This is a genomic window from Herbaspirillum sp. RTI4 (assembly GCF_034313965.1).
Taxonomy (GTDB): Bacteria; Pseudomonadota; Gammaproteobacteria; order Burkholderiales; family Burkholderiaceae_D; genus Herbaspirillum.
Genome location: NZ_JAVIWQ010000002.1, coordinates 1,297,919 through 1,324,699 on the forward strand (window position 1 = coordinate 1,297,919; position 26,781 = coordinate 1,324,699).

Consider the following 26,781-nt stretch of genomic DNA (forward strand, 5'->3'; position numbering starts at 1 on the left):
CCCTCGCTCAGAGGGCGGCTTCGTTTTCAGTCGCGCGTGTTAAGTTAGCGTACTTGCTCACTTTTCTTTCACGCTCGCCAAATCCATGACCACTTCCATCGTTCGCGCTGCCTGCCCCCACGATTGTCCTGATACCTGCGCCATGCTGGTTACCGTGAAAGACGGCGTTGCCACGGAAGTGCGCGGCGATCCGGATCACCCGACGACTGCCGGTTCGCTATGCACCAAAGTTTCCCGCTATACCCAGCGCACCTACCATCCCGACCGCTTGCTCTATCCGATGCGACGCGCCGGTAAAAAAGGCGAAGGGAAATTTGTTCGCATCAGTTGGGAGGAAGCGCTGACGGAAATTTCCACGCGACTGGGCGACATCGCCGCACACAGTCCGCAGGCAATCTTGCCCTATAGCTATGCCGGCACGATGGGACTGGTACAGGGGGAATCGATGGCGGCGCGGTTTTTCAACCGGCTCGGCGCATCCCGGCTGGATCGCACGATCTGCGCTTCGGCGGGCGGTACCGGCAATCAATACACGATAGGCAAGAAGATCGGCACCGATACCGAGCAGGTGCAGGACGCCCGCCTGATCATCCTCTGGGGCGGGAATCCGATTGCGTCGAATCTGCATTTCTGGATGCGCGTGCAAGAAGCCAAACGGCAAGGTGCGAGACTGATCGCCATCGATCCCTATCGTTCGCTGACGGCGGACAAATGTCATCAGCACATTGCCTTGCTGCCCGGCACCGATGCCGCGCTGGCACTGGGCCTGATGCACGTGCTGATCGCTGAAGAACTGATCGATGAAGATTACATTGCCCGCTATACACTCGGTTTTGAGCAGCTACGCGAGCGTGTCAAGGAATGGCCGCCGGAGCGGGTAGCGCAGACTTGCGGCATTACTGCGGAGGAAGTGATTGCACTGGCGCGTGAATATGGGCAAGCCGGCAAGGATGGTCAGGCGGCGCTGATCCGGCTCAATTACGGGATGCAGCGGGTGCGTGGCGGCGGCATGGCGGTGCGCAATATTGCCTGTCTGCCTGCGCTGGTGGGCGCATGGCGTCATGCGGCGGGGGGCATCCAGCTTTCCTTGTCGGGTGCCTTCCCGAAAAATGAAGCGCATCTGGAACATCCTGAATTGCAGCGTCAGCATGGCGCTGCTGCGCGCACCATCAACATGAGCACCATCGGCGACGATCTGTTGCGGCCGGCTTCGGCCGACTTTGGGCCACGTATTGATGCGCTGATCGTCTATAACTCCAATCCTGTGGCTGTAGCGCCGCAGTCGGGCCGGGTGGCGCAGGGTTTTGCGCGGGAAGATTTATTCACGGTGGTGCTGGAACATTTTCAGACCGATACCGCCGACTACGCCGATATTCTGCTGCCCGCCACTACCCAGCTTGAGCATCTTGATGTGCATGCAGCCTATGGGCATTTGTACATGATGGCGAATAATCCAGCGATTGCCCCGCTCGGCGAAGCCAAACCGAATACGGAAATATTTCGTTTGCTGGCGGCGCGCATGGGCTTCGATGAAGCCTGTTTTCAGGAGAGCGACGATACCATCGCTGCCAACGCCTTCGAACGCAAGAATGCACGCGCCGCGCATTTCGACTGGGAACTGCTGAAACAGAAGGGCTGGCAAAAACTGACCATGACGGCCGCGCCGTTTGCGCTAGGCGGTTTTCCTACTCCTTCGGGAAAATGTGAATTCTATTCAGCCCGTATGCTGGCCGAGGGTCTCGATCCTGTGCCGACGTATACCGCGCCGTATGAGTCGGTCGCCAGCAATCCGTCACTGGCGGCGCTCTATCCGCTGGCAATGATTTCGCCGCCGGCGCGCAATTTTCTCAATTCCTCGTTCGTCAATGTGCAAAGCCTGCGCGACACGGAAGGAGAGCCGCGTCTGGAGATGCATCCCGCCGATGCCGCCAGCCGTGGCCTCGTCAGTGGCGACCGGGTGCGGATAGCGAATGCACGCGGCACCATGCAAGCCTTGCTGCGCGTCACCGACAAGGCCAGGCCGGGGGTGGTGGTGGGTCTGTCGATCTGGTGGAAGAAATTTGCCTCCGACGGTAAAAATGTCAATGAAGTGACCAGCCAGAACCTGACCGACATGGGGCGCGGGCCGACTTTTTATGATGTTCTGGTGCAGGTGGAGTCTGTTGCCTAGTCCTGTTTGCGTTAGGCGAGGGGCTGTCGCGGGTGTTGATTTCCTCCCATTCTGGCTCTCTGAAAAAATGAATCGCGTACTCACATGCCGGTGTGATGTACGGGAACTTGCCTGTCGGAAGCCAGCCGAATGGCACGCCGGCATGACGGCGCGCAGGAGAAATGACTTGCCCTTGTATCGATAGGCCGCTAGCATCGGTACAAATAAAAACACAAGCGTGCTTTTTTATGGCGAGTATCTCTCCGGGATGTCGTCGTCAGCCGCTCACAACCGAGACTAAGGAAAGTAATGGACAAAATCTGGCTGTCATCCTACCCCGCAGGCGTTCCCGCTGAAATCGATCCTGAACGTTACGTTTCTCTGGTGGAATTGATGGAGGAAGCGTTTCAAACGCACGCCCGTCGCAAGGCCTATGTTTGCATGGGGAAATATCTGAGTTATGCGGAAGTCGATGCGCTTTCAGCCAAAGTGGCTGCCTGGCTGCAAATGATCGGATTGCGCAAAGGCGCGCGCGTGGCAATCATGATGCCCAATGTGTTGCAGTATCCGGTGGTCGTGGCCGCCATATTGCGTGCCGGGTACATCGTCGTCAATGTCAATCCGCTCTATACCGCGCGGGAACTGGAACATCAGTTAAGCGATTCCGGTGCCGAAGTGATTTTCGTGCTGGAAAATTTTGCCGCCACGCTTGCCAAGGTCGTCGATAAAACGCCGATACGGCACATCGTAGTCACGAGCATGGGCGATCTGTTGGGACGGATTAAAGGGCCGGTGGTCAATTTTGTCGTGCGCCATCTCAAGCATCTGGTGCCAATTTATGATTTGCCGACAAAGATGATGCTGACCTTTGACGAGACATTGAATCTGGGCAGCCTGGTTAAAATGGAGCGGGCCATCCTGGAGCCGGAAGATATCGCCTTCCTGCAATACACCGGCGGCACGACCGGGCTCGCCAAGGGCGCGATGCTGACGCACCGTAATCTCGTGGCCAATGTCTTGCAGGCCGAGGAGTGGCTCCTGCCGGGATTGCGCGCCCGGCATGACGTCCAACAGTCGACTTTCGTATGCGCTTTGCCGCTTTATCATATCTTTGCGCTGACTGTGTGCGGCTTGCTTGGCACGCGCATCGGGGCCTTGAATTTGCTGATACCCAACCCGCGTGACATCCCAGGTTTCATCAAGGAATTAAGCAAGCACAAGGTCAATACTTTCCCCGCCGTCAACACGCTGTTCAATGCGCTGCTGAACGATCCTGAATTCGCAAAGCTGGATTTTTCGGGTTATGCCTGTTGCGTCGGCGGCGGCATGGCGGTGCAGCAAGCGGTGGCGGAGAGATGGAAGAAGCTGACCGGCTGCGCCATTATCGAGGGTTACGGCTTATCTGAAACTTCCCCTATCGCCAGCGCCAATCCCAGCACGATCACTGAATACAGCGGCACTATCGGTTTGCCCTTGCCCTCAACGGAAATCGCGATTCTGGACGACGCCGGACAACCCGTGCCGATAGGTGCGCGTGGCGAAATTGGTATCCGAGGACCACAGGTGATGGCCGGCTACTGGAACCGCCCGCTGGATACTCAGGATGCCTTCACCGAAGATGGTTTCTTCAAATCGGGCGATATCGGCATCATGGATGCGCACGGTTATACCCGGATCGTCGATCGCAAGAAAGACATGATTCTGGTGTCCGGCTTCAACGTCTACCCCAACGAAATCGAGGGAGTGATGGCGCAGCATCCGGGGATACTGGAATGCGCATGTGTCGGCGTACCCGACGAACATACCGGTGAAGCGGTCAAGCTCTTCGTGGTCCGGCGCGACCCGACCCTCACTGCCGAACAGTTGATGGCGTACTGCAAGGAGCAGTTCACTGGCTACAAAAAACCGAAGTACATTGAATTTCGGGATGATTTGCCAAAGAGCGGAGTGGGGAAAATATTAAGACGTGAATTGCGCGGTTTGGCACAGGCGATTTCGCAAAAAGCCGCATGAAAAAATAGCGTCCTGCTTTGTCCTGCCGGGAGAGTGCCGCCAGGAAGCTTTTAATCGAGCTGCTGTGCGGCACTTCTCGTTTTGCCTTACTGGCTCTGAGTAGATATCAGTTGCTCTGAATTGCTTTGAATCCCTCAGCGGGCTGCAGCATTCTTCAGTGGGGGCTTACGACTTGCTCACCACAGGGTCCGATGCCAGCGGCGGCAAGGAACGTGGCTGGCGGTCGCTGTCCGTGGCGACGTAAGTCAGCGTTGCCTCCGTGACTTTCACGATCTCTTCCGACAGGCGGTTACGCTCGGCATAGACCTCCACATTGATCGTCACCGACGTCCTGCCCACCTTCACTATCTCGGCGTAAAAAGAAAGCAGATCGCCGACAAAAACCGGGTGCTTGAAAACGAAAGAATTGACGGCAATAGTCGCCACGCGGCCATTGGCGCGTTTGGTTGCCGGCAGCGAGCCGGCGATATCGACCTGCGCCATGATCCAGCCGCCGAAGACATCGCCGTGAATGTTGGCGTCAGCAGGCATGGGAACGACCCGCAGTTGCGGCATTTTGCCGGGCGGCAGTGAAAATTCTGGGGTTGTCATCGAGACGATTCTCCGGGCTCAGTAGGGTAAAAGGGCTTTGCTTCTATAATGGCATGCCCGAAGGATAAACCATTATCAACTGACCGCTGGCGTTGTTGTATCGCTTTGTCGTGCTACTCGCAATGGCTATGACAATGCGCCGAAGCAGCAGTCTTTTGCGTCAGTTCTCACCACTCCGGATTTCCCATCTATGCGACAGTACCGCGCTTCCTCCGAAGCGGAACCTCCGGTTTCGCCCGTTCCACGCAATGACTGGGCCACGCTGAAGGTGCTGATTCCCTATCTCTGGGATTACCGCTGGCGCGTTTTGCTGGCGCTACTGTTTCTGATTGCCGCCAAGGTCACCAATGTCGGCGTGCCACTGGTGCTGAAGCAACTGGTCGACCATCTCACGATCAGCCCCACGCACCCTCAGGCCTTGCTGGTACTGCCCTTGTCGCTGCTGGCCGTGTACGGACTGCTGCGGCTGGCCACGACCTTCTTTACCGAAATGCGCGAGTTCGTCTTTGCCCGGGTGACGCAGCGCACCGTGCGCACGATTGCCTTGAAGGTATTCCGACACCTGCATGCGCTCTCGCTGCGCTTTCATCTGGACCGCCAGACCGGCGGCATGACGCGCGACATTGAGCGCGGCACCCGTGGCGTATCGTCTCTGGTGTCGTATACGCTGTTTAGCATCTTGCCGACGCTGATCGAAATTTCGCTGGTGCTGGGTTATCTCTTGCTGCACTACGATATCTGGTTCAGCGCGATTGCGGCGGGGGCATTGGTGACCTACATTACCTTCACCGTGACGGTGACCGAATGGCGGCTGCATTTCCGGCGCACCATGAATGCCCTTGATTCCCGCGCCAATACCAAAGCCATCGATTCGCTGATCAATTACGAAACGGTCAAATATTTCGGTAACGAAGATTTTGAAGCCCAGCGTTACGACGATGGTTTGCGCAGCTATGAAACGGCGGCGATCAAATCGCAGACTTCGCTGTCGCTGCTCAATACCGGTCAATCGGCCATTATCGCTATCACTGTCACCCTGATTTTGTGGCGCGCCACGCAAGGCGTCATCGACAGCAAAATGACGCTGGGCGATCTAGTGCTGGTCAATGCTTTCATGATCCAGCTTTACGTACCACTGAATTTTCTTGGCGTGGTGTACCGGGAAATCAAACAGAGTCTGGCCGACATGGAGCGCCTGTTTTCTCTGATGCGCGAGCATCGTGAAGTCGCCGATGTGCCGGCGGCCAAGGAATTGATGGTCGGCCCTGCCGAAGTGCGGTTTACCGACGTTGGTTTCGGCTACGATCCGCAGCGCCAGATTCTGTTCGATGTCGATTTCACGGTGGCGGCCGGTACGACGACGGCGGTCGTCGGGCATAGCGGCTCCGGCAAATCGACTATCGCTCGTCTGCTGTTTCGTTTTTACGATACGCAGACCGGCAGCATTGCCATCGATGGCCAGGATATCCGTCAGCTGACGCAGGCATCGGTACGCCGCGCAATCGGCATCGTGCCGCAGGACACGGTGCTGTTTAACGACACAATCGAATACAACATCGCCTACGGCAATCCCGGTAGCAGCAAAGAGCAGATCATCGCCGCCGCGCGCGCCGCCTACATTCACGACTTCATCGAATCGCTGCCGAAGGCTTATGCCACGCTGGTCGGCGAGCGCGGACTGAAATTGTCGGGCGGCGAAAAGCAGCGCGTCGCCATCGCTCGCGCCTTGCTGAAAAATCCCGCGATTCTGATTTTCGACGAAGCGACCTCGGCGCTCGACTCCAAAGCGGAGCAGGCAATACAAACCCAATTGCGCGAGATATCGCGTAACCGGACCACGCTGGTCATCGCTCACCGGCTATCGACGATTGTCGATGCGGCGCAGATACTGGTGCTGGAAAAAGGGCGCATCATCGAGCGCGGAACGCACACTGGTTTGCTGGCTGCCGGCGGCGCTTACGCGCAAATGTGGGAGCGGCAGCAAGCGCGGGAAGAAGAGCCTCTGCTATCGGCATAGTCGCCTCGCTGCGGGTGCGCGGCGAGAGATCGCGCTCCGAGACGGCGAATCGACTACCATAGCGGGATGGAAAGCAAATGGCTGGAAGACTTTATTTCTCTTGTGGAAACACGCAGTTTCAGCCGTTCGGCTGAATTGCGCCACGTCACGCAACCCGCATTTTCCCGGCGCATTCAATCGCTGGAAGCCTGGCTCGGTGCCGATCTGATCGACCGTACCTCCTATCCGACCCGGCTGACTTCCGCCGGCGAAGTCTTTTACGAGCAAGCCGTTGAGATGCTGGGGCAAATCAACAATACCCGGGCATTGCTCAGAAGCAAACGGCCAACGTCGCAGACGACTGTCGATTTCGCCGTGCCGCACACACTGTCCCTGACCTTTATGCCGAAATGGCTCAGTACGCTGGAGAACGATTTCGGTGCCTTGAGCACCCGTCTGATTGCCCTCAATGTCCACGATGCGGTGATGACTATCGTCGAAGGCGGTTGCGATTTACTGCTCTGCTATCACCATCCGCGCCAGCCGGTGCAGCTCGACGCCAGCCGTTACGACATGCTGAAGATGGGCAGCGAAGTGCTGCGCGCCTATTCCCGCTGCGATCAGGACGGCCAGCCGCTCTACCGGCTACCGGGTACGCCTGAAGCGCCGTTGCCCTTTCTGTCCTATACCAACAATGCCTATCTGGGACGGATGGTGGAACTGATTCTGTCCGATCTGAAAAAGCCGCTGCATCTGGAAAAGCGCTATGAAACCGATATGGCGGAGAGCCTGAAAATGATGGCGCTGGAAGGGCATGGCCTGGCGTTCCTGCCGGAATCCTCGCTTACGCGTGAAGTGCGTCAAAAGCAATTGGTGCGTGCCGACGGCGGGCAATCGGAATGGGAAGTGGAAATGGAAATTCGCTTGTATCGGGAGCGGCCCACTGTCACGCGTCCTGGCAAAGTTCTGATTAATCGTCTGTGGGAGTATTTGTCTGCTCAGCAAAATAAATCAGTCGCGGAAGACGTCCGTAGAAAAATTCGGGAAAAATAAGATAGGTCTGGGCCTATGATGATGGGCGGCGAAGGGCTGTCAGAGCAGGGTGTTACCTCATATACTTTTTTTGCATGTGTCCATGCACACAAAGCATTAGCCGGGCGAACTGGCTTGTCCTACGATGGCGCCACCGTATTTCAGCAACATCCGTACGCGATGAACCCATAGGAGCTATTGCATATGTCTACCCCGTCTGTCCCCTCGCAAGTCCCTCATCATGTTATTCCCTCATATCTTAATCACGACAACCTCGGTCCCTGGGGTGTGTATCTGGAGCAGATTGATCGCGTCACGCCGCATCTTGGCTCGCTGGCGCGCTGGGTCGAAACGCTCAAGCGCCCGAAGCGCGTCCTGATCGTCGATGTGCCAATTGAACGCGATGATGGCAGCATTGCCCATTTTGAAGGCTATCGCGTGCAGCACAATACCTCGCGCGGCCCGGGAAAAGGCGGCGTGCGTTTCCATCAGGATGTGACTTTGTCGGAAGTGATGGCGCTGTCGGGCTGGATGACGGTCAAAAATGCGGCTGTCAATGTTCCTTACGGCGGAGCCAAGGGCGGCATCCGCGTCGATCCCAAGACGCTGTCGCGTGGCGAGCTGCAACGCATGACGCGCCGCTACACGAGCGAAATCGGCATCATCATCGGGCCTAACAAAGATATTCCGGCACCTGATGTAGGCACCGATTCGCAAATCATGGCCTGGATGATGGATACCTACTCGATGAACCAGGGCAGCACGGCGTCGGGTGTTGTGACCGGTAAGCCGATTTCACTGGGCGGTAGCCTGGGACGGAATGAAGCTACCGGACGCGGTGTTTTCGTCGTCGGTTGCGAGGCAGCGAGCAAGCTCGGCCTTGAAATCAAAGGGGCTCGGGTGATTGTGCAGGGCTTCGGCAATGTCGGCGGTATCGCGGCGCGTTTGTTTGCCGACGCCGGTGCGCTGATTGTGGGCGTGCAGGACCATAAATCGACGGTGGTGCGCAGCAGCGGACTGGACGTCGCTGCATTGCAGGCGCATATTACGGCGACTGGTAGCGTTGCGGGTTTTGCCGGTGCGGATGAAATCAGCGACCGCTCCCAGTTTTGGGGCCTGGACTGCGACATTCTGGTGCCTGCTGCGCTGGAACAGCAAATTACGGCAGAGAACGCGCACCGCATTCGCGCCAAATTGATTCTGGAAGGTGCCAACGGCCCGACCACGCCGGAAGCCGACGATATCCTGCACGATAAGGGCGTACTGATTGTGCCGGACGTGATTGCCAATGCCGGTGGCGTGACCGTCAGCTATTTTGAATGGGTGCAGGATTTTTCCAGCTTCTTCTGGTCCGAAGATGAAATCAATCTGCGCCTGACGCGCCTGATGCGGGAGGCGCTTGCGGCAGTCTGGCAATTGTCGGTCGAAAAGAAGGTGTCCTTGCGCACAGCGGCTTTTATCGTTGCCTGTACACGGGTACTGGAAGCGCGCGAAATGCGTGGTTTGTACCCTTGATGGTGTTCTGTTCGATATAAGGAAATAGGCAGGGAAAATAAGAGGTTGCACGGGAGGAGACAAGTGTATCGATGTTGAGCTGCCGAAAAAAATAGATCAATTTTCAGCTCGACGTTGTGACATCATGCAACGCGCATCGATGGTTTGCATGGCTGGCTTGGAATTTGCATAAGCATCAGTCAGAAAGGCAGCTGCCGGTTCCATTCGGGCATTCGGATCACAGAATACCTGGGGCCCGGCAATCGCCAGCGTATGCAATGATATGTGCTGTCGCCTTCCTGTTTCCCCTTCCCTTTGTTACTACCGGTACAATGCGCCGAATCCTGGCGTAATCGATTGTTGGAATGCGCATGTGGGAGCAAGTGATTTATCAGACGTAGCACGTAACAGGCAAGCCGGTTCAAGCAACGCGCCTTTCGGCGTGGGTCGACAAAATCCACTGTAGTTGCAGGGGCTTTTGGTACACTAAGATAGTATTTTTTCAGGAGAATTACATGAAGTTGTTCAAAATTGCAGGCGCAGTCATAGGTGCATCCTTATTAATGGGTTCTGTTCAGGCTCAGCAGCTGACAGGCACCCTGAAAAAAATTAAAGAGTCCGGTACATTGACCCTGGGCGTACGCGATGCTTCCATTCCTTTCTCGTACCTGGACGACAAGCAGTCTTACCAAGGTTATTCAGTTGACCTGTGCATGAAGGCTGCGACAGCGATCCAGAAATCGTTGGGCCTGACTGCACTGAACGTCAAAATGGTGCCAGTGACTTCCGCTACGCGCATCCCACTGATCGCCAACGGCACGATCGACATCTCTTGCGATTCCGCCACCAACAACCTTGAACGTCAGAAACAAGTCGCCTTTGCCGTGACCGAATTTGTGACCGCCAATCGTTTCCTGTCGAAAAAATCATCGAACCTGAAGACGCTGGAAGACCTGAAGGGCAAGACCATTGTCTCTACCGCAGGTACCTCGAATCTGAAGCAGATCGCGACCCTCAATACTGAACGCAACCTTGGCCTCACAATCCTGAGCGCCAAAGACCATGCTGAAGCTTTCCTGATGGTGGAAACAGGTCGTGCCGTTGCTTTCGTGATGGATGACATCCTGCTGTCTTCGCTGGCCGCCACATCCAAAGCGCCTGCCGACTATGCGATCAGCTCAGAAGCCTTGTCGGTGGAGCCGTACGGCCTGATCCTGCGACGCGAAGATGCAGCGTTCAAGAAGGTGGTCGACGATGCGTTGACCGTGGTCTACAAATCCGACGACATCAAAAAGATCTATGCCAAATGGTTCCTCTCGCCTATCCCTCCAAAGGGTGTCAACCTGAATGTTCCTATGAGTCCGCAACTGATGGCCGTGTTCGCCAAGCCTACCGATTCCGGCGATCCAGCTGCTTACGCAGCCGTGCCTGAAGCGCAAAAGCAAAGCTCGAAAAAAATGAAGTAAGCAGGTGAACACGTGGCGACACGAGAAAACGGGGGGCGAAAGCGCCCCGTTTTTGCATCGAATGCATCAGAAGCAGGGCTGGACAGAATGCGTTTCCTACCTGTCCAGTGCAATGAGTAATTCGGAATCGCACCAAAGACAATTAAATATAATCACTTTCCTGGATGGCAGCACATCGCGATCCTGGTTGACAGGCGGTTCGATAGAAGCGAGGGCATATGCATTACAACTGGAACTGGGGCATTTTCTGGGAGACCTCCCCGGATGGAATCCCCTACATCAATACTTTACTGATCGGCCTTGAATGGACGATTGCCACCGCCGCATTCGGTTGGATTATGGCCATGGTGCTGGGAACAATCGCCGGCACCGTCCTGACCACAGGGAATAAATGGGCGGTCAGACTGGCCACAGCGTATGTCGAATTATTTCGCAACATACCGCTGCTGGTACAAATGTTTCTCTGGTACTTCGTCGTGCCGGAACTGCTGCCGGAAGCCGCCGGCAACTGGCTCAAGAGCCTGCCGAATGCGTCTTTCGTCACTGCTTTCCTGGCGCTGGGATTTTTCACTTCCTCGCGTGTTGCGATTCAGGTAGCGACCGGTATTAACGCCTTGCCACGCGGCCAACGCATGGCTGGCGCTGCATTAGGACTCACCCCGACGCAAACCTATCGCTATGTTCTCTTGCCGATGGCGTTTCGCATCATCATCCCCTCGCTGACCAATGAATTTGCCGCGATCATCAAGAACAGTTCGGTGGCACTGACCATCGGTCTGGTCGAACTGACTGCTGCCACGTACTCGATGCGCGAATTCACTTTTCAGACTTTCGAGGCGCTGACCGGCGCGACGATCATCTACATCATCATTTCGATCATTGCTTTGCTGGTGGCGCGCTTCCTGGAAAAAGTAACCGCGGTACCGGGTTACATCACCACCGGCAGCGCCGGTTCGGGAGGGCATTAATTCATGTTCGCCAATTTCGATTTCAACGTCATCGAGCGCTCGTGGTACTACTTGTTTACCACGGGCCTCAAATTCACACTGGTGCTGACGTTTTGCGCCATGGCTGGCGGCATCCTGATCGGCACCTTGCTGGCCATGATGCGCTTGTCCAGTAACAAAGCCATTTCCTTGCTTGCCACGGGCTACGTTAACCTGATCCGATCGGTACCTCTGGTACTGGTGATTTTCTGGTTTTACTTCCTGGTGCCTTACATCGGTGCCTGGATCATTGGCGCCAGCGAGCCGATACAAGTGGGTGCCTTTTCCTCAGCGATGATTACCTTCATCCTGTTCGAAGCGGCCTACTATTGCGAAATCATGCGTTCCGGCATTCAGTCGATACCACGCGGGCAAGTCTTTGCCGGCTACGCTATCGGTATGAACTACTGGCAAATGATGGGCAACATCGTGCTGCCGCAAGCCTTTCGCAATATGACGCCCATCCTGCTGACCCAAACCATCGTGCTGTTCCAGGATGTCTCGCTGGTCTACGTGCTGGGTTCGGTACCGGAGTTCGTCACCAGCGCCGCGAAGATCGCGCAACGGGATGGCCGGCTGGTCGAAATGTACCTGTTCGTCGCCGTGGTCTATTTCGTGCTCAGCTTCTTGCTGTCGCAACTGGTGAAGCGTTTCCAGAAACGCATCGCGATTATTCGATAAATTTTGACGCGCGTCGTGCCGGTTCGGACGACATAGCTTTTGCGCCAGCCGGGCTGGTTGGCGCAATGCCCGCACTGTATTAAGGAATGAGGGAAAAAAATGATTGAACTTAAAAATGTCAGCAAATGGTACGGCACCTTTCAGGTACTGACCGATTGCACCACCAATGTCACCAAGGGCGATGTGGTGGTGGTGTGCGGCCCGTCCGGGTCCGGCAAATCCACGCTGATTAAAACCGTCAATGGTCTGGAGCCGTTTCAAAAGGGCGAGATCATCGTCGATAATATTTCGGTCGGCGCGCCCAAGACCAATCTGTCCAAGCTGCGCGCGCGCATCGGGATGGTGTTCCAGAACTTCGAATTGTTTCCCCATCTGACCATTCGCGAAAATCTCACTATCGGCCAGATCAAGGTGCTGGGTCGCAGCGTCGATGAAGCGACTGAAAAGGGCTTGAAATATCTGGATCGCGTCGGCCTGATCGCGCAGCAAGATAAGTTTCCCGGTCAATTGTCGGGCGGCCAGCAACAGCGTGTGGCAATTGCCCGGGCGCTGTCGATGGACCCGATCGCCATGCTGTTCGATGAACCGACTTCGGCGCTCGATCCTGAAATGATCAACGAAGTGCTGGACGTGATGGTGACGCTGGCGCAGGAAGGCATGACCATGATGGTCGTCACGCATGAAATGGGCTTTGCCAAGAAGGTTGCCAACCGCGTGGTGTTCATGGACAAGGGCCTGATCATCGAGGACTGCACCAAGGATGAGTTTTTTGGAACGCCGCGCTCTGACCGGGCGCGCGATTTCCTGGCAAAAATCATCCAGCATTAATAGTTCAGCCTCAATAGTTGAGCATTCATAGTTCAGCATTAATGGCGCAGTATTAAGGCCCGACCGGCGCGTTTCGCCGGCCTTCTTTTTCTGCCAGCCAAATAAAAACCGGCCGTTGCTCATTGCAGCGGCCGGTTTTTTTGCGGCGAGGTGTTAGAGGTCCACCTGCACCGCCATCACCACGGTGCGCGGACGCCCGGGCCATACGCTGTTGTAATTGGCTGCGGCCCAATACCGTTTGTCAGTCAGATTTTCAATCCCGGCGCGTAGCGTCACTGCATAAGCGGCGATGCGGGTCAGGTAGCGCGCACCGATATCGAAGCGGGTATAGCTGCTCAGGAAGGGCGAATTTTGCGCATTCAGGGCGCGTCGGCCAACGTGGTACACGCCGCCGCTGAGATGCATGCCGGGTAAAGACCGCAGCCGGTAATCCGCAAATCCGCTCAACTGGAATGCCGGTACATTGGCCGCGCGTTTGCCATTCGTGGCGGCATCGCCGGTATCGAGCAATTGCGTGCGTAGCCAGGCTACGCTGGCTAGCACTGATAAATCTTTCCCCGCTTTGCCATTGAGATTGAGTTCCAGCCCGGTATGGCGTTGCTGGCCGCCGGCGACAAAGTAATTTTGCTCGTTGACGTATTGCAGGCCTTTCTCGATGCGAAACAGCGCGGCTGTCAGCGAGAGATCCGGCGCCGGATCGGCTTTGATGCCGGTTTCCCATTGGCGGCTGTGCAGAGGTGCCAGATACTGTCCGGCGTTCAAGGTGTTGTAAGCGGCCAGTCCGCCCGGCTCGAAACCCTTGGCGTAACTGACATAAGTGGATAGTTGCGGCTGCCATTTATAGAGCAGACCCAGTGCCGGGACGTTGACGCTGCTCCGGTCATGCATGGCGGCCTGTCCCGGCGGCGTGCTGTCGTTGCGATAGCGGACATGACGCCAACCCAGCATGACGCTCCATTGCGGCCCTATATCGATCACATCACTGGCAAACAGACTGGTCTGGCTATTTTGAGTCAGGGTTTTGGGTGGGGCGGCGATGGTTGTCGGTTGCGGCGTATAGACCGGCTGATAGAGACTGCCGACCGTGATCGGCAGTATCGCAAAGCCCGATTCATTGGCCCGGTAGTGGCGGCTTGATAGCCCTGCAACCAGATGATGACGCAATGCACCCGTGCTGACTTTTCCGCTGACAAAGGTATTGGTCGAGCGCACCCGGAAACTCTGATCGCGTGAGAGATAGATATCGCCGCTGAGAATCGTGCCATTGGCGCTCAGCGTATAAATATCCGGGAAAGCCGCATCGCGCTCATTGAAAGACTGCGTTATCTGGCTGGTGAGCAACCAGTCTTTGTTCAATTGCAGGTCGATACGCGCGCCCAGATTGAAGCTCTTGCTGGCATATTGCAGCCACGGCTGCCCCAGCAGCGTGCGCGGATCGGCTTGCGGCGGCAGGCTGCCATCGGGCTGCAAACCCAGCATCGGTTGCGCTGCCAGACGGCTGTTCTGATAATCCGCGTCCAGTCTTAGCAAGGCGTCCGGCGACAGCCGCCAGTCCAGCGCCAGACTGGCGAATTCGCGACGGCGGTCGCCGTTGGCGCTGAAATCGCCGCGCTTTTCCTGCGCCAGATTGAGGCGATACCCTCGTCCCGGATCGCCCTCATCGCCCTTATTAAACGGGCCGCCGCTATCGATGCGCGCGTATTGGGTATAGCGCCCGGCATGCTCGCGCATTTCCATCGCGGCGGTATGGAGGCTGTCCGGCGTCGGCCGTTTGAGGACGTAATTGACCGAGCCGCCCGGCGTATTGACACCGTACAGAAAGCCGGATGGCCCTTTCAGCACATCGACCCGCTCGGTATTTTCCAGTGCGATATCAAAATAAGGCGCAACGGGCATGCCATCGCGTCGCAGGCTATTGCTCCAGTCGACGGGGAAGCCGCGAATGCTGATGTTATCCATGGCAGCACCCACTGCCGTGTCCTGAGTCGACGCATCGTTTTTCAGCACATCGGTCAGCGTGCGCGAGGCCTGCGCCTCAATCAGTTCGCTGCCATACGATTGCATCGAGAGCGGCAATTCTTTTACCGCTTTGCCGCCCAGCGTCTCGACCTGCACGTCGGGGGTCGCATAGGGAGAGGCGCGCGCGCCCTGCACGATCACGACGTCCATTTGCGCCTCCTGTTTGCGGCGGTCGGGATCGGTGTCTTCGATTTCTGATGCGGCGAGGGGGGCTGTCAGTGTCAGGCTGGCGACTGCCAGTATTATTTTCGAGGGATGACGGCGCAGGAGCGCGGGGAAATGCTGCATGGGAATCTCCTTATCAGTGGCGATACCTGTAAGACGTTTCCCGCGGTCATTTACCCTATCGCGGCGCTTAAATTATTGTGTGAATAGCTGCTCGTCGCGCAGCACGGTGCGGCAGGTGGCGAGCATGCGTGTCATGTGCTTTTCCACGGCCTTGACGGAAATCGACAGCGACAGCGCTATTTCCCGATAGCTGCTTCCTTCCAGCCGGTGCATGAAAAAAATGTGTTGCGTGCGCAGGGGCATGGCTTCGATGGCGGTTTCCAGCCGCTGCATGGTTTGCCGTGCGCAGATCAGATCGGTGACATCTTCGGCGCGCAGAGTCTCGCATAGTCGGGCGTAATCGCAGGCCAGGCGGCATTCGCATTGCTGTTGCCGGTGCCAGTCGATCGCGATATTGGCCGCCACCCGGAATACATAGGCCTTGGCAGACTGCAGCGGTGCCGGGGCGATGGCGCAGGCGAGTTTCAGATAGGTGTCTTGGGCGCAGTCTTGCGCAATATGGCGCGAACCCGTGCAGCGGGCTAAAAAATCGAGCAGCTCGGGGTAGTGCGTGATGAGGGCCTGAGTAGATGGGTGCACGGCGAGAGCGGGGTGACGAAGGAAAACAAGCACTATACCTGACGGCATTGATCGCACAGAGCTGCCGCCTTAGCGCTCGTCATTCAGTGGTGCCTGGCCGAATCAGCCGCTATCCCGGCAGAGAGGCGTGAATGTGCGCGAATGTGCGTGAATGTACGTGAATCGGCATCAATGTCCCTTAGCCCGCCAGCCACTGAGACGGCGACATCCCAACGCGGCGAGTGAATACCCGTGTGAGCGCTACCGGGCTGCTGTAGCCCACCAGCGGGGCGATGAATTTCACCGCCTTGCCTTTTTTCAGCATGGCTTGGGCGAGGCTGATGCGCCAGTCGGTCAGGTAATTGAGTGGGGTAGCGCCTATGGTCTGATGGAAGTGGGCGGCGAACCGCGCCCGCGACATACCGGCCGTACGGCCCAGCGACTCCAGCGACCATTCCTGTTCCGGGTGCTCGTGCATGGCGGCGATGGCCTTGGTCAGGCGCGGGTCTGCCAGTGCGGCAAGCACGCCGGCTTTGACCAGATTGGCGTGGATGACGTGCCTTAGCATCAGCACTAAGAAATATTCCGTGAGCAGATTGATGGCTGTCTGGCGACCTTTCAAATCGGTAAAGGCTTCCTGGAACAGCAGAGCCAGCGTCGCATCGATCCCTTCGATGCTGGCCAGTGGAATCAGCAAAAAATCCGGCAGCGCCTGCAATAGGGGATTGCCCATTCCTGCGCCGAAGTCGATGGTGGCACAAACGAGTGTGGCACCGCCTGGCGCATCTGCATGGAAGCGGTGCTGGTGCGGCCGTGGATAGAACAGGAGTGAGGGCTCGGAGATGTCGAGTGTGGCTTTTCCCGGTCGCTGCACCTGTAAATGCCCTTCTCGCATGACGTGCAGATGGCCTAGTCCGGGCTGCTCGTCGAAATCGACGATGCTGCATAAATTGCCGGTGTAAAACACGCGGGCATTGAGGCTGAAACGGGAAAAGAGAGAGGAGAGTGAGTCCATTCGGTACGATCAGTTTGTTTATGGAGATTTATTGTCATCAATAGTATCGGCCATTCTGTCAAAGTGTGTGTGTGGCCTGTCGCAATTTTGCACGGCACATTTTTCAAGGTGACTTTTATGCAACGTATCTCCGCCCTCGACGTTTCCGCCGCTCCTGATGCTTCCAAGCCTATGCTGAATGCGGTTCAGGGAAAACTCGGCATGGTGCCGAATCTGTTCAAGACTTTGGCGCATTCGCCTGCCGTGTTGCAGTTTTATCTGAAGCAAAGCGAAGCGCTCTCCGGTGGTGTGTTGCCGGCTCCCTTGCGTGAGCAGCTGGCGCTGGTCGCAGCCGGTAAAAATGCCTGCGATTATTGTGCATCGGCGCATACGCTGATGGGCAAGGGCGCGGGTCTGAAAGCCGACGAAATGGCCCATAATTTGCGGGGCCGGGCAAGCGATGCAAAGGTACAGGCGGCGCTCGATTTTGCCAAGGCAATCATTGCTGATCGCGGTCATGTCACTGATCAACAAGTTCAGGCAGTCCGTGACGCCGGGTATAGTGAGGCGGAAGTGGTGGAAATCATTGCCCATGTCGGCATGAATATGTTCACTAACTATTTCAATCACATCGCCGCTACGGTGGTGGATTTTCCACTGGTCAGTACCGCAGCGATTTCCTGAAGAGATTAGCCATGGCGTCCACGATCCCGTTCGTGCAATCTGCGACAGATACCCTTCTTGGGCAGGTACGCGCCTGCACGCTCTGCGCCGCGCATTTGCCGCAAGGAGTGCGCCCGGTGTTGCAAGTCCATGCCGATGCGCAAATCCTGATTGCCGGGCAGGCGCCTGGCAGTAAGGTGCATCAAAGCGGTATTCCTTTTGACGATGCGAGTGGGGACAGGCTGCGCGATTGGATGGGGATCGACCGGGACACCTTTTACAATGCCAGTCGCATTGCTATTTTGCCGATGGGGTTTTGCTATCCGGGCACAGGAAAATCGGGGGATTTGCCGCCCCGTAAAGAATGCGCACCGGCGTGGCGGGATCAGCTGCTGGCGCTGATGCCAAAGATTAAACTGGTGCTGGTGATCGGGCAGTATGCGCAAGCCTGGCATTTGCGCGAAGCCTGTCAGCCCAGCTTGACGGAAAACGTCCGGGCCTGGGAAAGTTTTTGGCCGGACATGCTGCCGCTGCCGCATCCGAGTCCGCGCAATAATATCTGGCTCAAGCAGAATGACTGGTTTGCCGGGGAGGTATTGCCACCGCTGAAGGACCGGGTGCGTCGGATACTGGAAGGTAGTGCTGAGTAATCGACTGTGTAAATAAGCGACTACGCAAATAAGCGACTATGTAAATAAGCGACTATGTAAATAAGCGACTATGTGGAGCAATCTCGGGGACGGGGGGATGTTCTTCAGACTTACTTAAAAAAACTACGCATTGCATCCTGAGATTTGTTCAGGATTTTTATCATGTTGCAGAATGATAAAGCGGGACTTCGTTATCACGAAGCTCCGCTTTTTTTATGCGCTCACTATCGACGGTTTGTACTGTTTACGCCGGAAAAACCGGCGTTCAGAGCGATAGCGATTTCTCAGGAAAATTCTCAGGCAAAGTTTTGCGCGGCGAAATCCCAGTTGACGATGCTCCAGAATGCTTCGACGTATTTAGCGCGGGCATTGCGGTAATCGATGTAATACGCATGTTCCCAAACGTCCATGGTCAGCAGCGCCTTGTCAGCGGTGGTCAGTGGTGTGGCGGCGTTGGCGGTGTTGACGATATCGACGCTGCCGTCGGCTTTTTTCACCAGCCAGGTCCAGCCGGAACCGAAGTTGCCGAGGCCGGACTTGGTGAATTCTTCCTTGAATTTGTCGAACGAGCCCCACTTCGCGTCAATGGCTGTGGCCAGTGCGCCGCTAGGCTTGCCCTGACCCTTAGGTGTCAGGCCGTTCCAGTAGAAGGTGTGGTTCCAGATTTGTGCTGAATTGTTGAACACGCCGCCGGTCGATTTTTTGACGGTATCTTCGAGCGTGGCGTTTTCGAATTCGGTGCCGACGATCAGATTGTTCAGATTGGTGACGTAGGTTTGATGATGTTTACCGTAGTGGTATTCCAGCGTTTCCTTGGAAATGGTCGGTGCGAGTGCGTCGATTGCGTAAGGCAATGCCGGTAGGGTATGCGCCATGGTGTTTCCTTTCAGGACTGTCATTAAATTACGGAACATTCAATTCTGTTGTATCTGAACTCAGACTATCCGTTCAGGGCAGTCCGTAATTCTAAAGCGGTTAGCGATTCTTTGCACTTAAGCTGCCGCGTTCGGGCTTATTCCAGCTTCGGCTGCACTGTGGCGACGCCGATGTCGGCGCTGCCTTCGGCCAGTCGCAGGCCGATTTGTGCCTGCGGTTTCAATTGGGCCGGTGAGCGCAGGATGCGGCCTTTGGCGTCGGTGACGATGGCGTAGCCGCGTTCCAGCGTGCGTTGCGGGTTGAGCATTTCCAGTTGTGTCTGCAAAGCGTGCAGGGCCTGACGTTGACCGGCGCGTGCGGCGCGGTCGGCACTGCTCAGGCGACGGGCATGGTCGGCCAGTTGCTGGCGCTGTGCGGCGCTGTCGGGGCGGCAGTGGCGCAGGCGGGTGTGCCAGTGTTGCAGTGCGTGCCTTGCCAGCGACAGCGGTTGGGCGGCTGCGTGCTGCAGTCGGGTTTGTGCGCCGACTAGCTTGAGACGCTCATGGCGGATGTAGGCGGCAGGGCTGATGAGGCGGTGCGCCAGCCAGTCGAGCTGCTGAGCATGATCCGATGCTTGGCGCTGCCAGGCGCGGCGCAGCGCCTGCGCGCCGGCATGCAGACTCTGGAACCAGTCGTCGCGCGCAGGAGCGGCAATTTCGGCGGCGGCAGTCGGTGTCGGTGCGCGCAGATCGGCGGCGAAATCGGCGATGGTGAAATCGGTTTCGTGGCCGATGCCGGCAATCACGGGCATAGGACTGGCGACGATGGCGCGTGCGACCTCTTCATCGTTGAAGGACCACAGGTCTTCGATGCTGCCGCCGCCGCGACACACCAGCAGCAGGTCGCACTCGGCCCGACGGGCGGCGAGACGGATGGCCTGGGCGATCTTCTGCGCCGCGCCTTCGCCTTGGACCGGGGTGGGGTAGAGGATGACGCGGACATGCGGTGCGCGGCGTTCCAGGGTGGTGAGGATGTCGCGCAGGGCGGCGGCCTGCAGGCTGGTGACGATGCCGATGCAGCGGGCGAAGGTGGGGACTGGTCGCTTGCGTTCAGGGGCAAACAGACCTTCTGCTTCCAGTTTGGCTTTCAGGCGCAGAAAGGCCTCGTACAAATTGCCGACTCCGGCGCGGCGTATGCTTTCCACGCTGAGTTGATAATCGCCGCGTGGCGCGTAGAGCGTCACCAGTGTGCGTACTTCGACCTTGTCGCCTTCGCGCGGGAGGAAGTCGGCATACTGGGCGCGGCCGCGGAACATGACGCTGCGGACCTGTGCGGCGGCGTCCTTGAGGGTGAAGTACCAGTGGCCGGAAGCGGCGCGGGTAAAGTTCGATACCTCGCCGGCGACCCAGATCAGTGGGAAATTGCGTTCCAGTAAGCGCGCCACGGCTTGATTGAGCGCGGATACGGCGAGCACCGGGGCGGCGGCGGAAGAGCGGGGTTCGTTGTCGTCAAAATTCATGCGTGTGGGGGTAGAAAGCGGCCAGTCTGGTTATACTTGTTGCACGTTACTTGTTCATGTCTGAAAAGCAACATGAAATCAAGGACTTGGTGGTTTGCCAGTGGGCTTGTTCACAATCTTATCCACAGAAAGTGTGCGTAAGTTTGGATGACCCGGCGGGACGGATTAGCTTGCCGTCGGCGAAACAGTGATTCTACGCTGAACCAGCAGCTTGCACCTTAGTTGCTCAGGCTTGAAAAACGGTTTTAAATCAAGGGCTTGATTAATTGCCAGTGTGCTTGTTCACAATCTTATCCACAGAAATTGTGCGTAACTTTTTGCCGGGCGATGAATTTGACGGGCTGTGTAAAAACAGCGATTTAACGCCTAATTGCAGTGTGTTCCCTCATGCGGCTTGCCTGATGCGGCGCAACACGCTACATTTTGCATCCTTTTATTAAGTAAAGCCCTATTGCGGCCACCGAGGTATCGGCCGCTGTGGGTGTGACCGAGGAGTTCGTAGTGTTTGCCATTATTCAATCCGCAGGCTGGCCGATCTGGCCTTTGCTGATCGCTTCTGTTATCGGTTTGTCGCTGATCATCGAGCGCCTGATTTATCTGCGCCGCCGCCGTATCCTGCCGCCGCAACTTCTCAGCGAGGTGATTCGCGTCTATCAGCGCGGCAAAGTCACGTCAGAAGTGATCGATGAGCTGGAGCAGAATTCGCCGCTGGGTCAGGTGCTGGCCGCCGGACTGCGCAACGTGGATGCGCCGCGTGAAGTGATGAAGGAGTCGATTCAGGAGGCCGGGCAGGGCACGGCGCACAAGCTGGAGCGGTTTCTGACTTCGCTGGGCACCATTGCTTCGCTGGCGCCGCTGATGGGGCTGTTCGGTACGGTGATCGGGATGATCGAGATTTTTGCCTCCCAGGATGCGGCGGGCATCAATCCGGCGCAATTGGCGCACGGTATTTCGATTGCCTTGTACAACACCGGTTTCGGCTTGGCCATTGCGATGCCGGCGCTGGTGTTTTATCGCCATTTCCGGGCGCTGGTCGATAGCTTTCTCATGGACATGGAACAGCAGGCGGTCAAGTTTGTGGACATCGTGCATGGCGTGCGCGAGCAATAAACTCTTCGCTCCGCAGATGAATCAAGTTGCGGTCACTATTTTCCACCGGAAGAGAGTATGAATTTTCGTAAAGGCAGGGGCAGGGAAGATATTGAGATCAACCTGATTCCCTTCATCGACGTGTTGCTGGTCATTGTCATTTTTTTGATGGTGACGACGACTTACAGTAAATTTACGGCGCTACAAATTACGCTGCCTACCGCGAATGCGGAAAAAGCCTTGCAGCAGCCGTTTGAAATCAATGTCGCTATCGATGCGCAGGGGCGTTACGCCGTTAATAATGTGGCCGTGGCGTCACATAATGTGGCGGGGCTGACGCGGGATTTGAAAGCGGCGGCGGTCAAGGGGGGCAACCATCCTGATCCGATCATTATCATCAATGCCGATGCGATGTCGGCGCACCAGACGGTGATTAACGTGCTGGAAGCAGCGCGTCTGGCCGGCTTCGTCAAGGTGACTTTTGCTGCGCAGGCCGGCACACAGTAAGCCGGACGATTTTTCCCGGACGACTTTTCTTTTCCTCTCTGATTGTTACCGCGATGACGCGTTTCCCCTCTTTGACGCCCATGCGGGAAGCTGCGGGGATCTACCTGATCAATGCATGGCAGCGCCGCGGCTGGCTGGCCGGCGCGCTTTGGCCGCTCTCGCAGCTGTATGCCGCCGTGACGGCGCTGCGTCGCGCATCGTACCGCCGTGGTTGCAAGCGGGGTGCGCGCCTGCCGGTACCGGTCATTGTGGTTGGCAATATTTTTGTGGGCGGCACAGGTAAAACGCCGTTGACGATCTGGCTGGTCGACCTTTTGCAACGCAATGGGTATACGCCGGGAGTGATTTCGCGCGGCTATGGCGGTACGGCGACCATGCCGCAACTGGCTTCCGGGGCGGCGCTGGCGGGCGAGGTGGGCGATGAGCCCTTACTGATCGCGGCGCGTAGCGGTGCGCCGGTGATGGTGGGGCGACGACGGGTCGAGGCCGGGCGGGCGTTGCTGCAAAGTTATCCGCAGGTCGATGTCATCATTTCAGACGACGGTTTGCAGCACTATGCGTTGGAACGCGATATTGAAATCGTCTTGTTCGATGTGCGTGGTACCGGCAATGGCTGGTTGTTGCCGGCCGGGCCTCTGCGTGAGCCAGCGACGCGGCGGCGCGATTTTACTGTCCTCAATGTCGGCAATGCGCTTCCCGCGGAGGTGGACAATGCCGCTGCGCGTCTTGCCCCTAGCGGCGGACCGTTCGTTCGGATGAGGTTGTCGGGCGCGCATGCCGAGCAGTTGAGCGATCGTCGCAGACAATTACCGCTGGCTGGTCTGGCGGAACTGGCGGCGAGCCAGGGGCATGGCATCGCGGCTGTTGCCGGGATTGGCAATCCGTCGCGTTTCTTTGCGATGTTGAGCAGTGCCGGTTTGCAGTGCGAGTGCGTGGCGCTGCCTGACCATTACAATTTTTTGCATAATCCATTTGCCGCGCTGACGGAGGGGCTGATACTGATCACTGAAAAGGATGCAGTAAAATGCCAGTCTGTCGAGGCCATCAGAAACGATCCGCGTATTTGGATCGTCCCTGTAACAGCGCATATTGATGGTGCCTTTGCTGAACAATTACTGGAGAAACTCCGTGAATCCTCGTCTGCTTGATATCCTGGTTTGCCCGATTTGCAAAGGTCAGCTCGACTATGACAAAAAGGCACAGGAACTGATTTGTCACGCTGACAAACTCGCCTATCCGATCCGGGACGGCATTCCTACCATGTGGGCCGATCAGGCGCGTGACCTGATCCCTGCGCTGGCACAGGACGGTGCGGCCTGACATGACCTTTACCGTCATTATTCCCGCCCGGTTGGCATCGACTCGCCTGCCGGATAAGCCATTGGCCGATCTGGGCGGCAAGCCTATGATTGTGCGTGTGGCCGAGCGTGCGGCGCAGTCTGGCGCGGCGCGTGTCATTGTCGCGACCGACCATCGTGATATTTTTGCCGCGTGCGAGCAGCATGGTGTGGCAGTGGCAATGACCCGCGCCGATCATCCCTCCGGCACGGACCGGATTGCCGAAGTGGCGATGACGCTGGATTTGTCACCGGACGCCGTGGTAGTCAATGTGCAGGGCGATGAGCCGCTGATCGATCCCGGTCTGATCGCGGCGACGGCAGCTTGCATCCAGGACGGTGTGCCGATGGCGACTGCCGCCCATCCGCTGCATGAGCTGGCCGAGGTATTCAATCCGAATGTGGTCAAGGTGGTGCTGGGCAAGGATGGCCGCGCTTTGTTTTTTTCACGCGCGCCGATTCCCTGGAATCGTGATGGGTTTTCGCTTTCGCGGGAAGCGCTGGCGGATGCGCATCGTGCCGATTACGCCCCCTTGCGTCACATTGGGCTGTACGCCTACTCGGCGCAATTCCTGCAGATTTATCCGACGCTGAGCGCTTCGCCGCTGGAGCGCATTGAGGCGCTGGAACAGCTGCGCGTGCTGTGGCATGGTTATCCGATCGCGGTGCATCTGACCTCGCTGATTCCGGAAGCGGGTGTGGATACGCCAGAGGATCTGGAACGGGTGCGGCGGCATTTTCAGGCGCCTCCTGATAGTCCTTTGGTGGCGGCGATTTCGGCTTTGTAGTAGGCCGTTCTGCTGCCGGACTTGCCTCTGCTCTTGCTTAAAAAATAGGCACTCTCTGCGATCTGACAATATTCTGTGGTAAGTTCTGTCCATAGCAGATGAGACCGGCAATAGAAAAACTATAGCGCCGCCAGCAATTTGACCCGCTGGAAGATCATCGCAACAGAAAATCAACTTCATTTAGGAAATAATATGCGCCTCATCCTTCTAGGAGCGCCTGGTGCCGGCAAAGGTACGCAAGCCACTTTTGTCAAGGAACGCTTCAACATTCCTCAAATTTCTACCGGCGACATGCTGCGTGCTGCCGTAGCGGCGGGTACCCCGCTTGGCGTGGAGGCAAAGAAAGTGATGGAGGCCGGCGGTTTGGTGTCGGATGACCTGATAATCGGTCTGGTCAAAGATAGGCTCAAAAATCCTGATTGCGCGAATGGCTATTTGTTCGACGGTTTTCCGCGCACAGTACCGCAGGCTGATGCCATGAAAGAAGCCGGCGTTGCGATCGATTACGTACTGGAAATCGACGTGCCCGATGAGGCTATCGTTGATCGCATGAGCGGTCGCCGCGTGCATCCGGCTTCGGGTCGCGTGTATCACGTCAAATACAATCCCCCGAAAGTTGAGGGTGTCGACGATGTGACGGGCGAGCCGCTGTTGCAGCGCGAAGACGATAAGGAAGCCACCGTTAATAAACGTCTGAGCGTCTATCACGAGCAGACGGAAGTTCTGGTCGGTTACTACGGCAAGTGGGCGGAGTCCGGTTTGGCGGGTGCGCCCAAGTACCGCAAGATCGCAGGCATCGGCGCTGTCGACCAAATCCGGGATAGCGCATTTGCTGCGCTGGCTGGTTAATTTGATATTGCTGGCGGGGAAAGCCGGATAATCTTGCCGGTATCAAACAAAAAAGCGAACCTTCGGGTTCGTTTTTTTATGGGTGTCCCAGACTGCGTGATTCTGTGGGGCAGCAGTACGCCGTATTTTTTGTTACGGGGATTATTTTTGCTCCTCAAATAAGGAGAGGGCTGGTACTCTCTTGCGATGGACCCCAATAAAGAAAAAACAGGCCTGATTCTGACCGGTGGCGGTGCGCGCGCGGCATATCAGGTGGGTGTGCTGGACGCAATCGGCACGATCCTGCGCGACGCAGATTGGCCTGAGGACAAAAACCCTTTCGATATTATTTGCGGCACGTCGGCCGGAGCGATCAATGCCACCGCGCTGGCTTGTCGTGCCGATCATTTCGCCGATTCGGTGCGGGAACTGGTCAGTATCTGGGAGCATTTCCGCGTCGAGCAAGTTTACCGCGCCGATTCGCTGGGCGTCATGCGCAGCGGTGCGCGCTGGCTGTCGCTGTTTTCTTTCGGCTGGCTGCTGAGGAAATGGCATGCCAGTCCGCCGCAATCGCTACTCGACAATACGCCGCTGGTGACCATGCTCCATCGTTTGCTGGATTTGCCCAGGCTGGACGCGGCACTGGCAAACGGATATTTGCATGCCCTGGCGGTGACGGCGTCGTCCTATACCGGTGGTCAGCATGTGACTTTTTATCAATCCTCCGCTGACTTGGATCCCTGGAAACGGATTCAGCGAACCGCAGTGCGTGATCAGATCGGTGTGCAACATTTATTAGCGTCATCGGCCATTCCTTTCATTTTTCCAGCCATGCCCATCTATTTCGAGGGGCACCGTGAATATTTTGGTGACGGCTCTATGCGCCAGACTGCGCCTATCTCGCCTGCGATTCATCTTGGTGCGAGGCGCATTCTGGTAGTTGGCGCCGGACGCATGGGAGAGCAGCGCGATCCTGCTCTGCTGGAATCGGCCGAATACCCGAGTCTGGCGCAGGTAGCCGGCCATGCGATGTCCGGAATTTTCCTGGATGGGCTGGCGGTGGATATCGAGCGTCTGGAGCGCATCAACCAGACGCTCTCATGCCTGACCGAGGAGCAGCGGCAAAGAACGCCGCTCAAGCCGGTCAATATCCTCGTGATCTCCCCCTCGCGGCGCATCGACGATATTGCCAGCCGGCATGTCGGGAGCTTGCCCCGGCCGATCCGGGCAATGTTGGGAGGCATCGGCGCGACCGAACAGCGCGGATCGGCCCTGGCGTCCTATTTGCTGTTTGAGGAAAGTTTTACCAGGGAATTGATCGGGCTTGGACGGCAGGATACCTTCGCCAAACGGCGGGAAGTTTTGGCGTTTTTCGGGCAAGACGATATAAATTCGACTCAGAAGAGGGCTTGACGCGGTTCCAGACTTGCTTCGTTTTGTGCAAAACGGT

Annotated in this window: 24 protein-coding genes; 18 read left to right on the top strand and 6 right to left on the bottom strand. The window is 57.0% G+C overall.

What is annotated here, in order from left to right; all coding sequences use genetic code 11:
- Positions 1 to 85 precede the first annotated feature (85 nt).
- Positions 86 to 2,170, top strand: coding sequence for a molybdopterin oxidoreductase family protein (locus tag RGU70_RS06090; protein ID WP_322208495.1), 2,085 nt, complete (start codon positions 86 to 88; stop codon positions 2,168 to 2,170).
- A 288-nt stretch (positions 2,171 to 2,458) separates the two neighbouring features.
- The gene (locus RGU70_RS06095) at positions 2,459 to 4,162 is read left to right on the top strand and encodes a long-chain-fatty-acid--CoA ligase (RefSeq protein ID WP_322208496.1); all 1,704 of its coding nucleotides are present in this window, start codon (positions 2,459 to 2,461) and stop codon (positions 4,160 to 4,162) included.
- Between the two features lie 165 nt (positions 4,163 to 4,327).
- Here RGU70_RS06095 and RGU70_RS06100 read toward each other — a convergent pair whose 3' ends face one another.
- Positions 4,328 to 4,753, bottom strand: a complete 426-nt coding sequence (locus tag RGU70_RS06100) for an acyl-CoA thioesterase (protein ID WP_322208497.1) — start codon at positions 4,751 to 4,753, stop codon at positions 4,328 to 4,330.
- 190 nt (positions 4,754 to 4,943) lie between these two features.
- Here RGU70_RS06100 and RGU70_RS06105 point away from each other — a divergent pair, with 190 nt between their 5' ends.
- The 7 genes from RGU70_RS06105 (at position 4,944) to RGU70_RS06135 (ending at position 13,236) form a co-directional block, all read left to right on the top strand.
- A complete protein-coding gene (locus RGU70_RS06105) occupies positions 4,944 to 6,770 on the top strand; it encodes an ABC transporter ATP-binding protein/permease (RefSeq protein ID WP_322208498.1) in 1,827 nt (608 codons plus the stop codon).
- Positions 6,771 to 6,836: 66 nt separating this feature from the next.
- Positions 6,837 to 7,802, top strand: a complete 966-nt coding sequence (locus RGU70_RS06110; protein WP_322208499.1) for a LysR family transcriptional regulator — start codon at positions 6,837 to 6,839, stop codon at positions 7,800 to 7,802.
- A gap of 183 nt (positions 7,803 to 7,985) precedes the next feature.
- Positions 7,986 to 9,296, top strand: coding sequence for a Glu/Leu/Phe/Val dehydrogenase (locus RGU70_RS06115; protein ID WP_322208500.1), 1,311 nt, complete (start codon positions 7,986 to 7,988; stop codon positions 9,294 to 9,296).
- A gap of 494 nt (positions 9,297 to 9,790) precedes the next feature.
- A complete protein-coding gene (locus RGU70_RS06120; protein ID WP_322208501.1) occupies positions 9,791 to 10,741 on the top strand; it encodes an amino acid ABC transporter substrate-binding protein in 951 nt (316 codons plus the stop codon).
- Positions 10,742 to 10,959: 218 nt separating this feature from the next.
- A complete protein-coding gene (locus RGU70_RS06125) occupies positions 10,960 to 11,709 on the top strand; it encodes an amino acid ABC transporter permease (RefSeq protein WP_322208502.1) in 750 nt (249 codons plus the stop codon).
- A gap of 3 nt (positions 11,710 to 11,712) precedes the next feature.
- Positions 11,713 to 12,408, top strand: coding sequence for an amino acid ABC transporter permease (locus tag RGU70_RS06130; RefSeq protein ID WP_322208503.1), 696 nt, complete (start codon positions 11,713 to 11,715; stop codon positions 12,406 to 12,408).
- Between the two features lie 99 nt (positions 12,409 to 12,507).
- Entirely contained in the window at positions 12,508 to 13,236 is a 729-nt protein-coding gene (locus RGU70_RS06135) for an amino acid ABC transporter ATP-binding protein (RefSeq protein ID WP_322208504.1), read from the top strand.
- 153 nt (positions 13,237 to 13,389) lie between these two features.
- Here RGU70_RS06135 and RGU70_RS06140 read toward each other — a convergent pair whose 3' ends face one another.
- The 3 genes from RGU70_RS06140 to RGU70_RS06150 form a co-directional block, all read right to left on the bottom strand.
- Positions 13,390 to 15,543 carry a TonB-dependent siderophore receptor gene (locus RGU70_RS06140; protein ID WP_322208505.1) on the bottom strand — a complete coding sequence of 718 codons (2,154 nt, stop codon included), beginning with the start codon at positions 15,541 to 15,543 and terminating at the stop codon, positions 13,390 to 13,392.
- 72 nt (positions 15,544 to 15,615) lie between these two features.
- Positions 15,616 to 16,122, bottom strand: coding sequence for an RNA polymerase sigma factor (locus tag RGU70_RS06145; RefSeq protein WP_322208506.1), 507 nt, complete (start codon positions 16,120 to 16,122; stop codon positions 15,616 to 15,618).
- Positions 16,123 to 16,300: 178 nt separating this feature from the next.
- Positions 16,301 to 17,116: an AraC family transcriptional regulator gene (locus tag RGU70_RS06150; RefSeq protein ID WP_322208507.1), complete on the bottom strand. Its 816-nt coding sequence runs from the start codon at positions 17,114 to 17,116 to the stop codon at positions 16,301 to 16,303.
- A gap of 117 nt (positions 17,117 to 17,233) precedes the next feature.
- Here RGU70_RS06150 and RGU70_RS06155 point away from each other — a divergent pair, with 117 nt between their 5' ends.
- Together RGU70_RS06155 and RGU70_RS06160 are read left to right on the top strand one after the other, a co-directional pair.
- Positions 17,234 to 17,779: a carboxymuconolactone decarboxylase family protein gene (locus RGU70_RS06155; protein WP_322208508.1), complete on the top strand. Its 546-nt coding sequence runs from the start codon at positions 17,234 to 17,236 to the stop codon at positions 17,777 to 17,779.
- A gap of 11 nt (positions 17,780 to 17,790) precedes the next feature.
- The gene (locus tag RGU70_RS06160; protein ID WP_322208509.1) at positions 17,791 to 18,408 is read left to right on the top strand and encodes a uracil-DNA glycosylase family protein; all 618 of its coding nucleotides are present in this window, start codon (positions 17,791 to 17,793) and stop codon (positions 18,406 to 18,408) included.
- A gap of 296 nt (positions 18,409 to 18,704) precedes the next feature.
- Here the strand turns inward: RGU70_RS06160 and sodB are convergent, their stop codons facing one another.
- Complete coding sequence (gene sodB, locus RGU70_RS06165) at positions 18,705 to 19,283, bottom strand: superoxide dismutase [Fe] (RefSeq protein WP_322208510.1); 579 nt, start codon at positions 19,281 to 19,283, stop codon at positions 18,705 to 18,707.
- Positions 19,284 to 19,420: 137 nt separating this feature from the next.
- Positions 19,421 to 20,782 carry an exodeoxyribonuclease VII large subunit gene (gene xseA / locus RGU70_RS06170; RefSeq protein ID WP_322208511.1) on the bottom strand — a complete coding sequence of 454 codons (1,362 nt, stop codon included), beginning with the start codon at positions 20,780 to 20,782 and terminating at the stop codon, positions 19,421 to 19,423.
- A gap of 501 nt (positions 20,783 to 21,283) precedes the next feature.
- Here xseA and RGU70_RS06175 point away from each other — a divergent pair.
- The 7 genes from RGU70_RS06175 to RGU70_RS06205 all read left to right on the top strand — a co-directional run bounded on the left by RGU70_RS06175 (position 21,284) and on the right by RGU70_RS06205 (position 26,744).
- Positions 21,284 to 21,892: a MotA/TolQ/ExbB proton channel family protein gene (locus RGU70_RS06175; RefSeq protein WP_322208512.1), complete on the top strand. Its 609-nt coding sequence runs from the start codon at positions 21,284 to 21,286 to the stop codon at positions 21,890 to 21,892.
- 57 nt (positions 21,893 to 21,949) lie between these two features.
- Complete coding sequence (locus tag RGU70_RS06180) at positions 21,950 to 22,378, top strand: biopolymer transporter ExbD (RefSeq protein WP_322208514.1); 429 nt, start codon at positions 21,950 to 21,952, stop codon at positions 22,376 to 22,378.
- Positions 22,379 to 22,431: 53 nt separating this feature from the next.
- Positions 22,432 to 23,526 (top strand): tetraacyldisaccharide 4'-kinase, encoded by a 1,095-nt coding sequence (gene lpxK / locus RGU70_RS06185; protein WP_322208515.1) that lies wholly within the window; start codon positions 22,432 to 22,434, stop codon positions 23,524 to 23,526.
- Positions 23,507 to 23,698 carry a Trm112 family protein gene (locus RGU70_RS06190; protein WP_322208516.1) on the top strand — a complete coding sequence of 64 codons (192 nt, stop codon included), beginning with the start codon at positions 23,507 to 23,509 and terminating at the stop codon, positions 23,696 to 23,698. The genes lpxK and RGU70_RS06190 overlap by 20 nt, the downstream gene beginning before the upstream one ends.
- A 1-nt stretch (position 23,699) precedes the next feature.
- Positions 23,700 to 24,503, top strand: a complete 804-nt coding sequence (gene kdsB, locus RGU70_RS06195) for a 3-deoxy-manno-octulosonate cytidylyltransferase (RefSeq protein WP_322208517.1) — start codon at positions 23,700 to 23,702, stop codon at positions 24,501 to 24,503.
- 192 nt (positions 24,504 to 24,695) lie between these two features.
- The gene (gene adk, locus RGU70_RS06200; protein ID WP_322208518.1) at positions 24,696 to 25,352 is read left to right on the top strand and encodes an adenylate kinase; all 657 of its coding nucleotides are present in this window, start codon (positions 24,696 to 24,698) and stop codon (positions 25,350 to 25,352) included.
- A gap of 186 nt (positions 25,353 to 25,538) precedes the next feature.
- Positions 25,539 to 26,744: a patatin-like phospholipase family protein gene (locus RGU70_RS06205; RefSeq protein WP_322208519.1), complete on the top strand. Its 1,206-nt coding sequence runs from the start codon at positions 25,539 to 25,541 to the stop codon at positions 26,742 to 26,744.
- The last annotated feature ends 37 nt before the right edge of the window (positions 26,745 to 26,781 follow it).

Coding starts and splice junctions, on each gene's coding strand:
- RGU70_RS06090 (WP_322208495.1), top strand. CDS start 86: ATGACCACTTCCATCGTTCGCGCTGCCTGCCCCCACGATTGTCCTGAT.
- RGU70_RS06095 (WP_322208496.1), top strand. CDS start 2,459: ATGGACAAAATCTGGCTGTCATCCTACCCCGCAGGCGTTCCCGCTGAA.
- RGU70_RS06100 (WP_322208497.1), bottom strand. CDS start 4,753: ATGACAACCCCAGAATTTTCACTGCCGCCCGGCAAAATGCCGCAACTG.
- RGU70_RS06105 (WP_322208498.1), top strand. CDS start 4,944: ATGCGACAGTACCGCGCTTCCTCCGAAGCGGAACCTCCGGTTTCGCCC.
- RGU70_RS06110 (WP_322208499.1), top strand. CDS start 6,837: ATGGAAAGCAAATGGCTGGAAGACTTTATTTCTCTTGTGGAAACACGC.
- RGU70_RS06115 (WP_322208500.1), top strand. CDS start 7,986: ATGTCTACCCCGTCTGTCCCCTCGCAAGTCCCTCATCATGTTATTCCC.
- RGU70_RS06120 (WP_322208501.1), top strand. CDS start 9,791: ATGAAGTTGTTCAAAATTGCAGGCGCAGTCATAGGTGCATCCTTATTA.
- RGU70_RS06125 (WP_322208502.1), top strand. CDS start 10,960: ATGCATTACAACTGGAACTGGGGCATTTTCTGGGAGACCTCCCCGGAT.
- RGU70_RS06130 (WP_322208503.1), top strand. CDS start 11,713: ATGTTCGCCAATTTCGATTTCAACGTCATCGAGCGCTCGTGGTACTAC.
- RGU70_RS06135 (WP_322208504.1), top strand. CDS start 12,508: ATGATTGAACTTAAAAATGTCAGCAAATGGTACGGCACCTTTCAGGTA.
- RGU70_RS06140 (WP_322208505.1), bottom strand. CDS start 15,543: ATGCAGCATTTCCCCGCGCTCCTGCGCCGTCATCCCTCGAAAATAATA.
- RGU70_RS06150 (WP_322208507.1), bottom strand. CDS start 17,116: ATGGACTCACTCTCCTCTCTCTTTTCCCGTTTCAGCCTCAATGCCCGC.
- RGU70_RS06155 (WP_322208508.1), top strand. CDS start 17,234: ATGCAACGTATCTCCGCCCTCGACGTTTCCGCCGCTCCTGATGCTTCC.
- RGU70_RS06160 (WP_322208509.1), top strand. CDS start 17,791: ATGGCGTCCACGATCCCGTTCGTGCAATCTGCGACAGATACCCTTCTT.
- sodB (WP_322208510.1), bottom strand. CDS start 19,283: ATGGCGCATACCCTACCGGCATTGCCTTACGCAATCGACGCACTCGCA.
- xseA (WP_322208511.1), bottom strand. CDS start 20,782: ATGAATTTTGACGACAACGAACCCCGCTCTTCCGCCGCCGCCCCGGTG.
- RGU70_RS06180 (WP_322208514.1), top strand. CDS start 21,950: ATGAATTTTCGTAAAGGCAGGGGCAGGGAAGATATTGAGATCAACCTG.
- lpxK (WP_322208515.1), top strand. CDS start 22,432: ATGACGCGTTTCCCCTCTTTGACGCCCATGCGGGAAGCTGCGGGGATC.
- kdsB (WP_322208517.1), top strand. CDS start 23,700: ATGACCTTTACCGTCATTATTCCCGCCCGGTTGGCATCGACTCGCCTG.
- adk (WP_322208518.1), top strand. CDS start 24,696: ATGCGCCTCATCCTTCTAGGAGCGCCTGGTGCCGGCAAAGGTACGCAA.
- RGU70_RS06205 (WP_322208519.1), top strand. CDS start 25,539: ATGGACCCCAATAAAGAAAAAACAGGCCTGATTCTGACCGGTGGCGGT.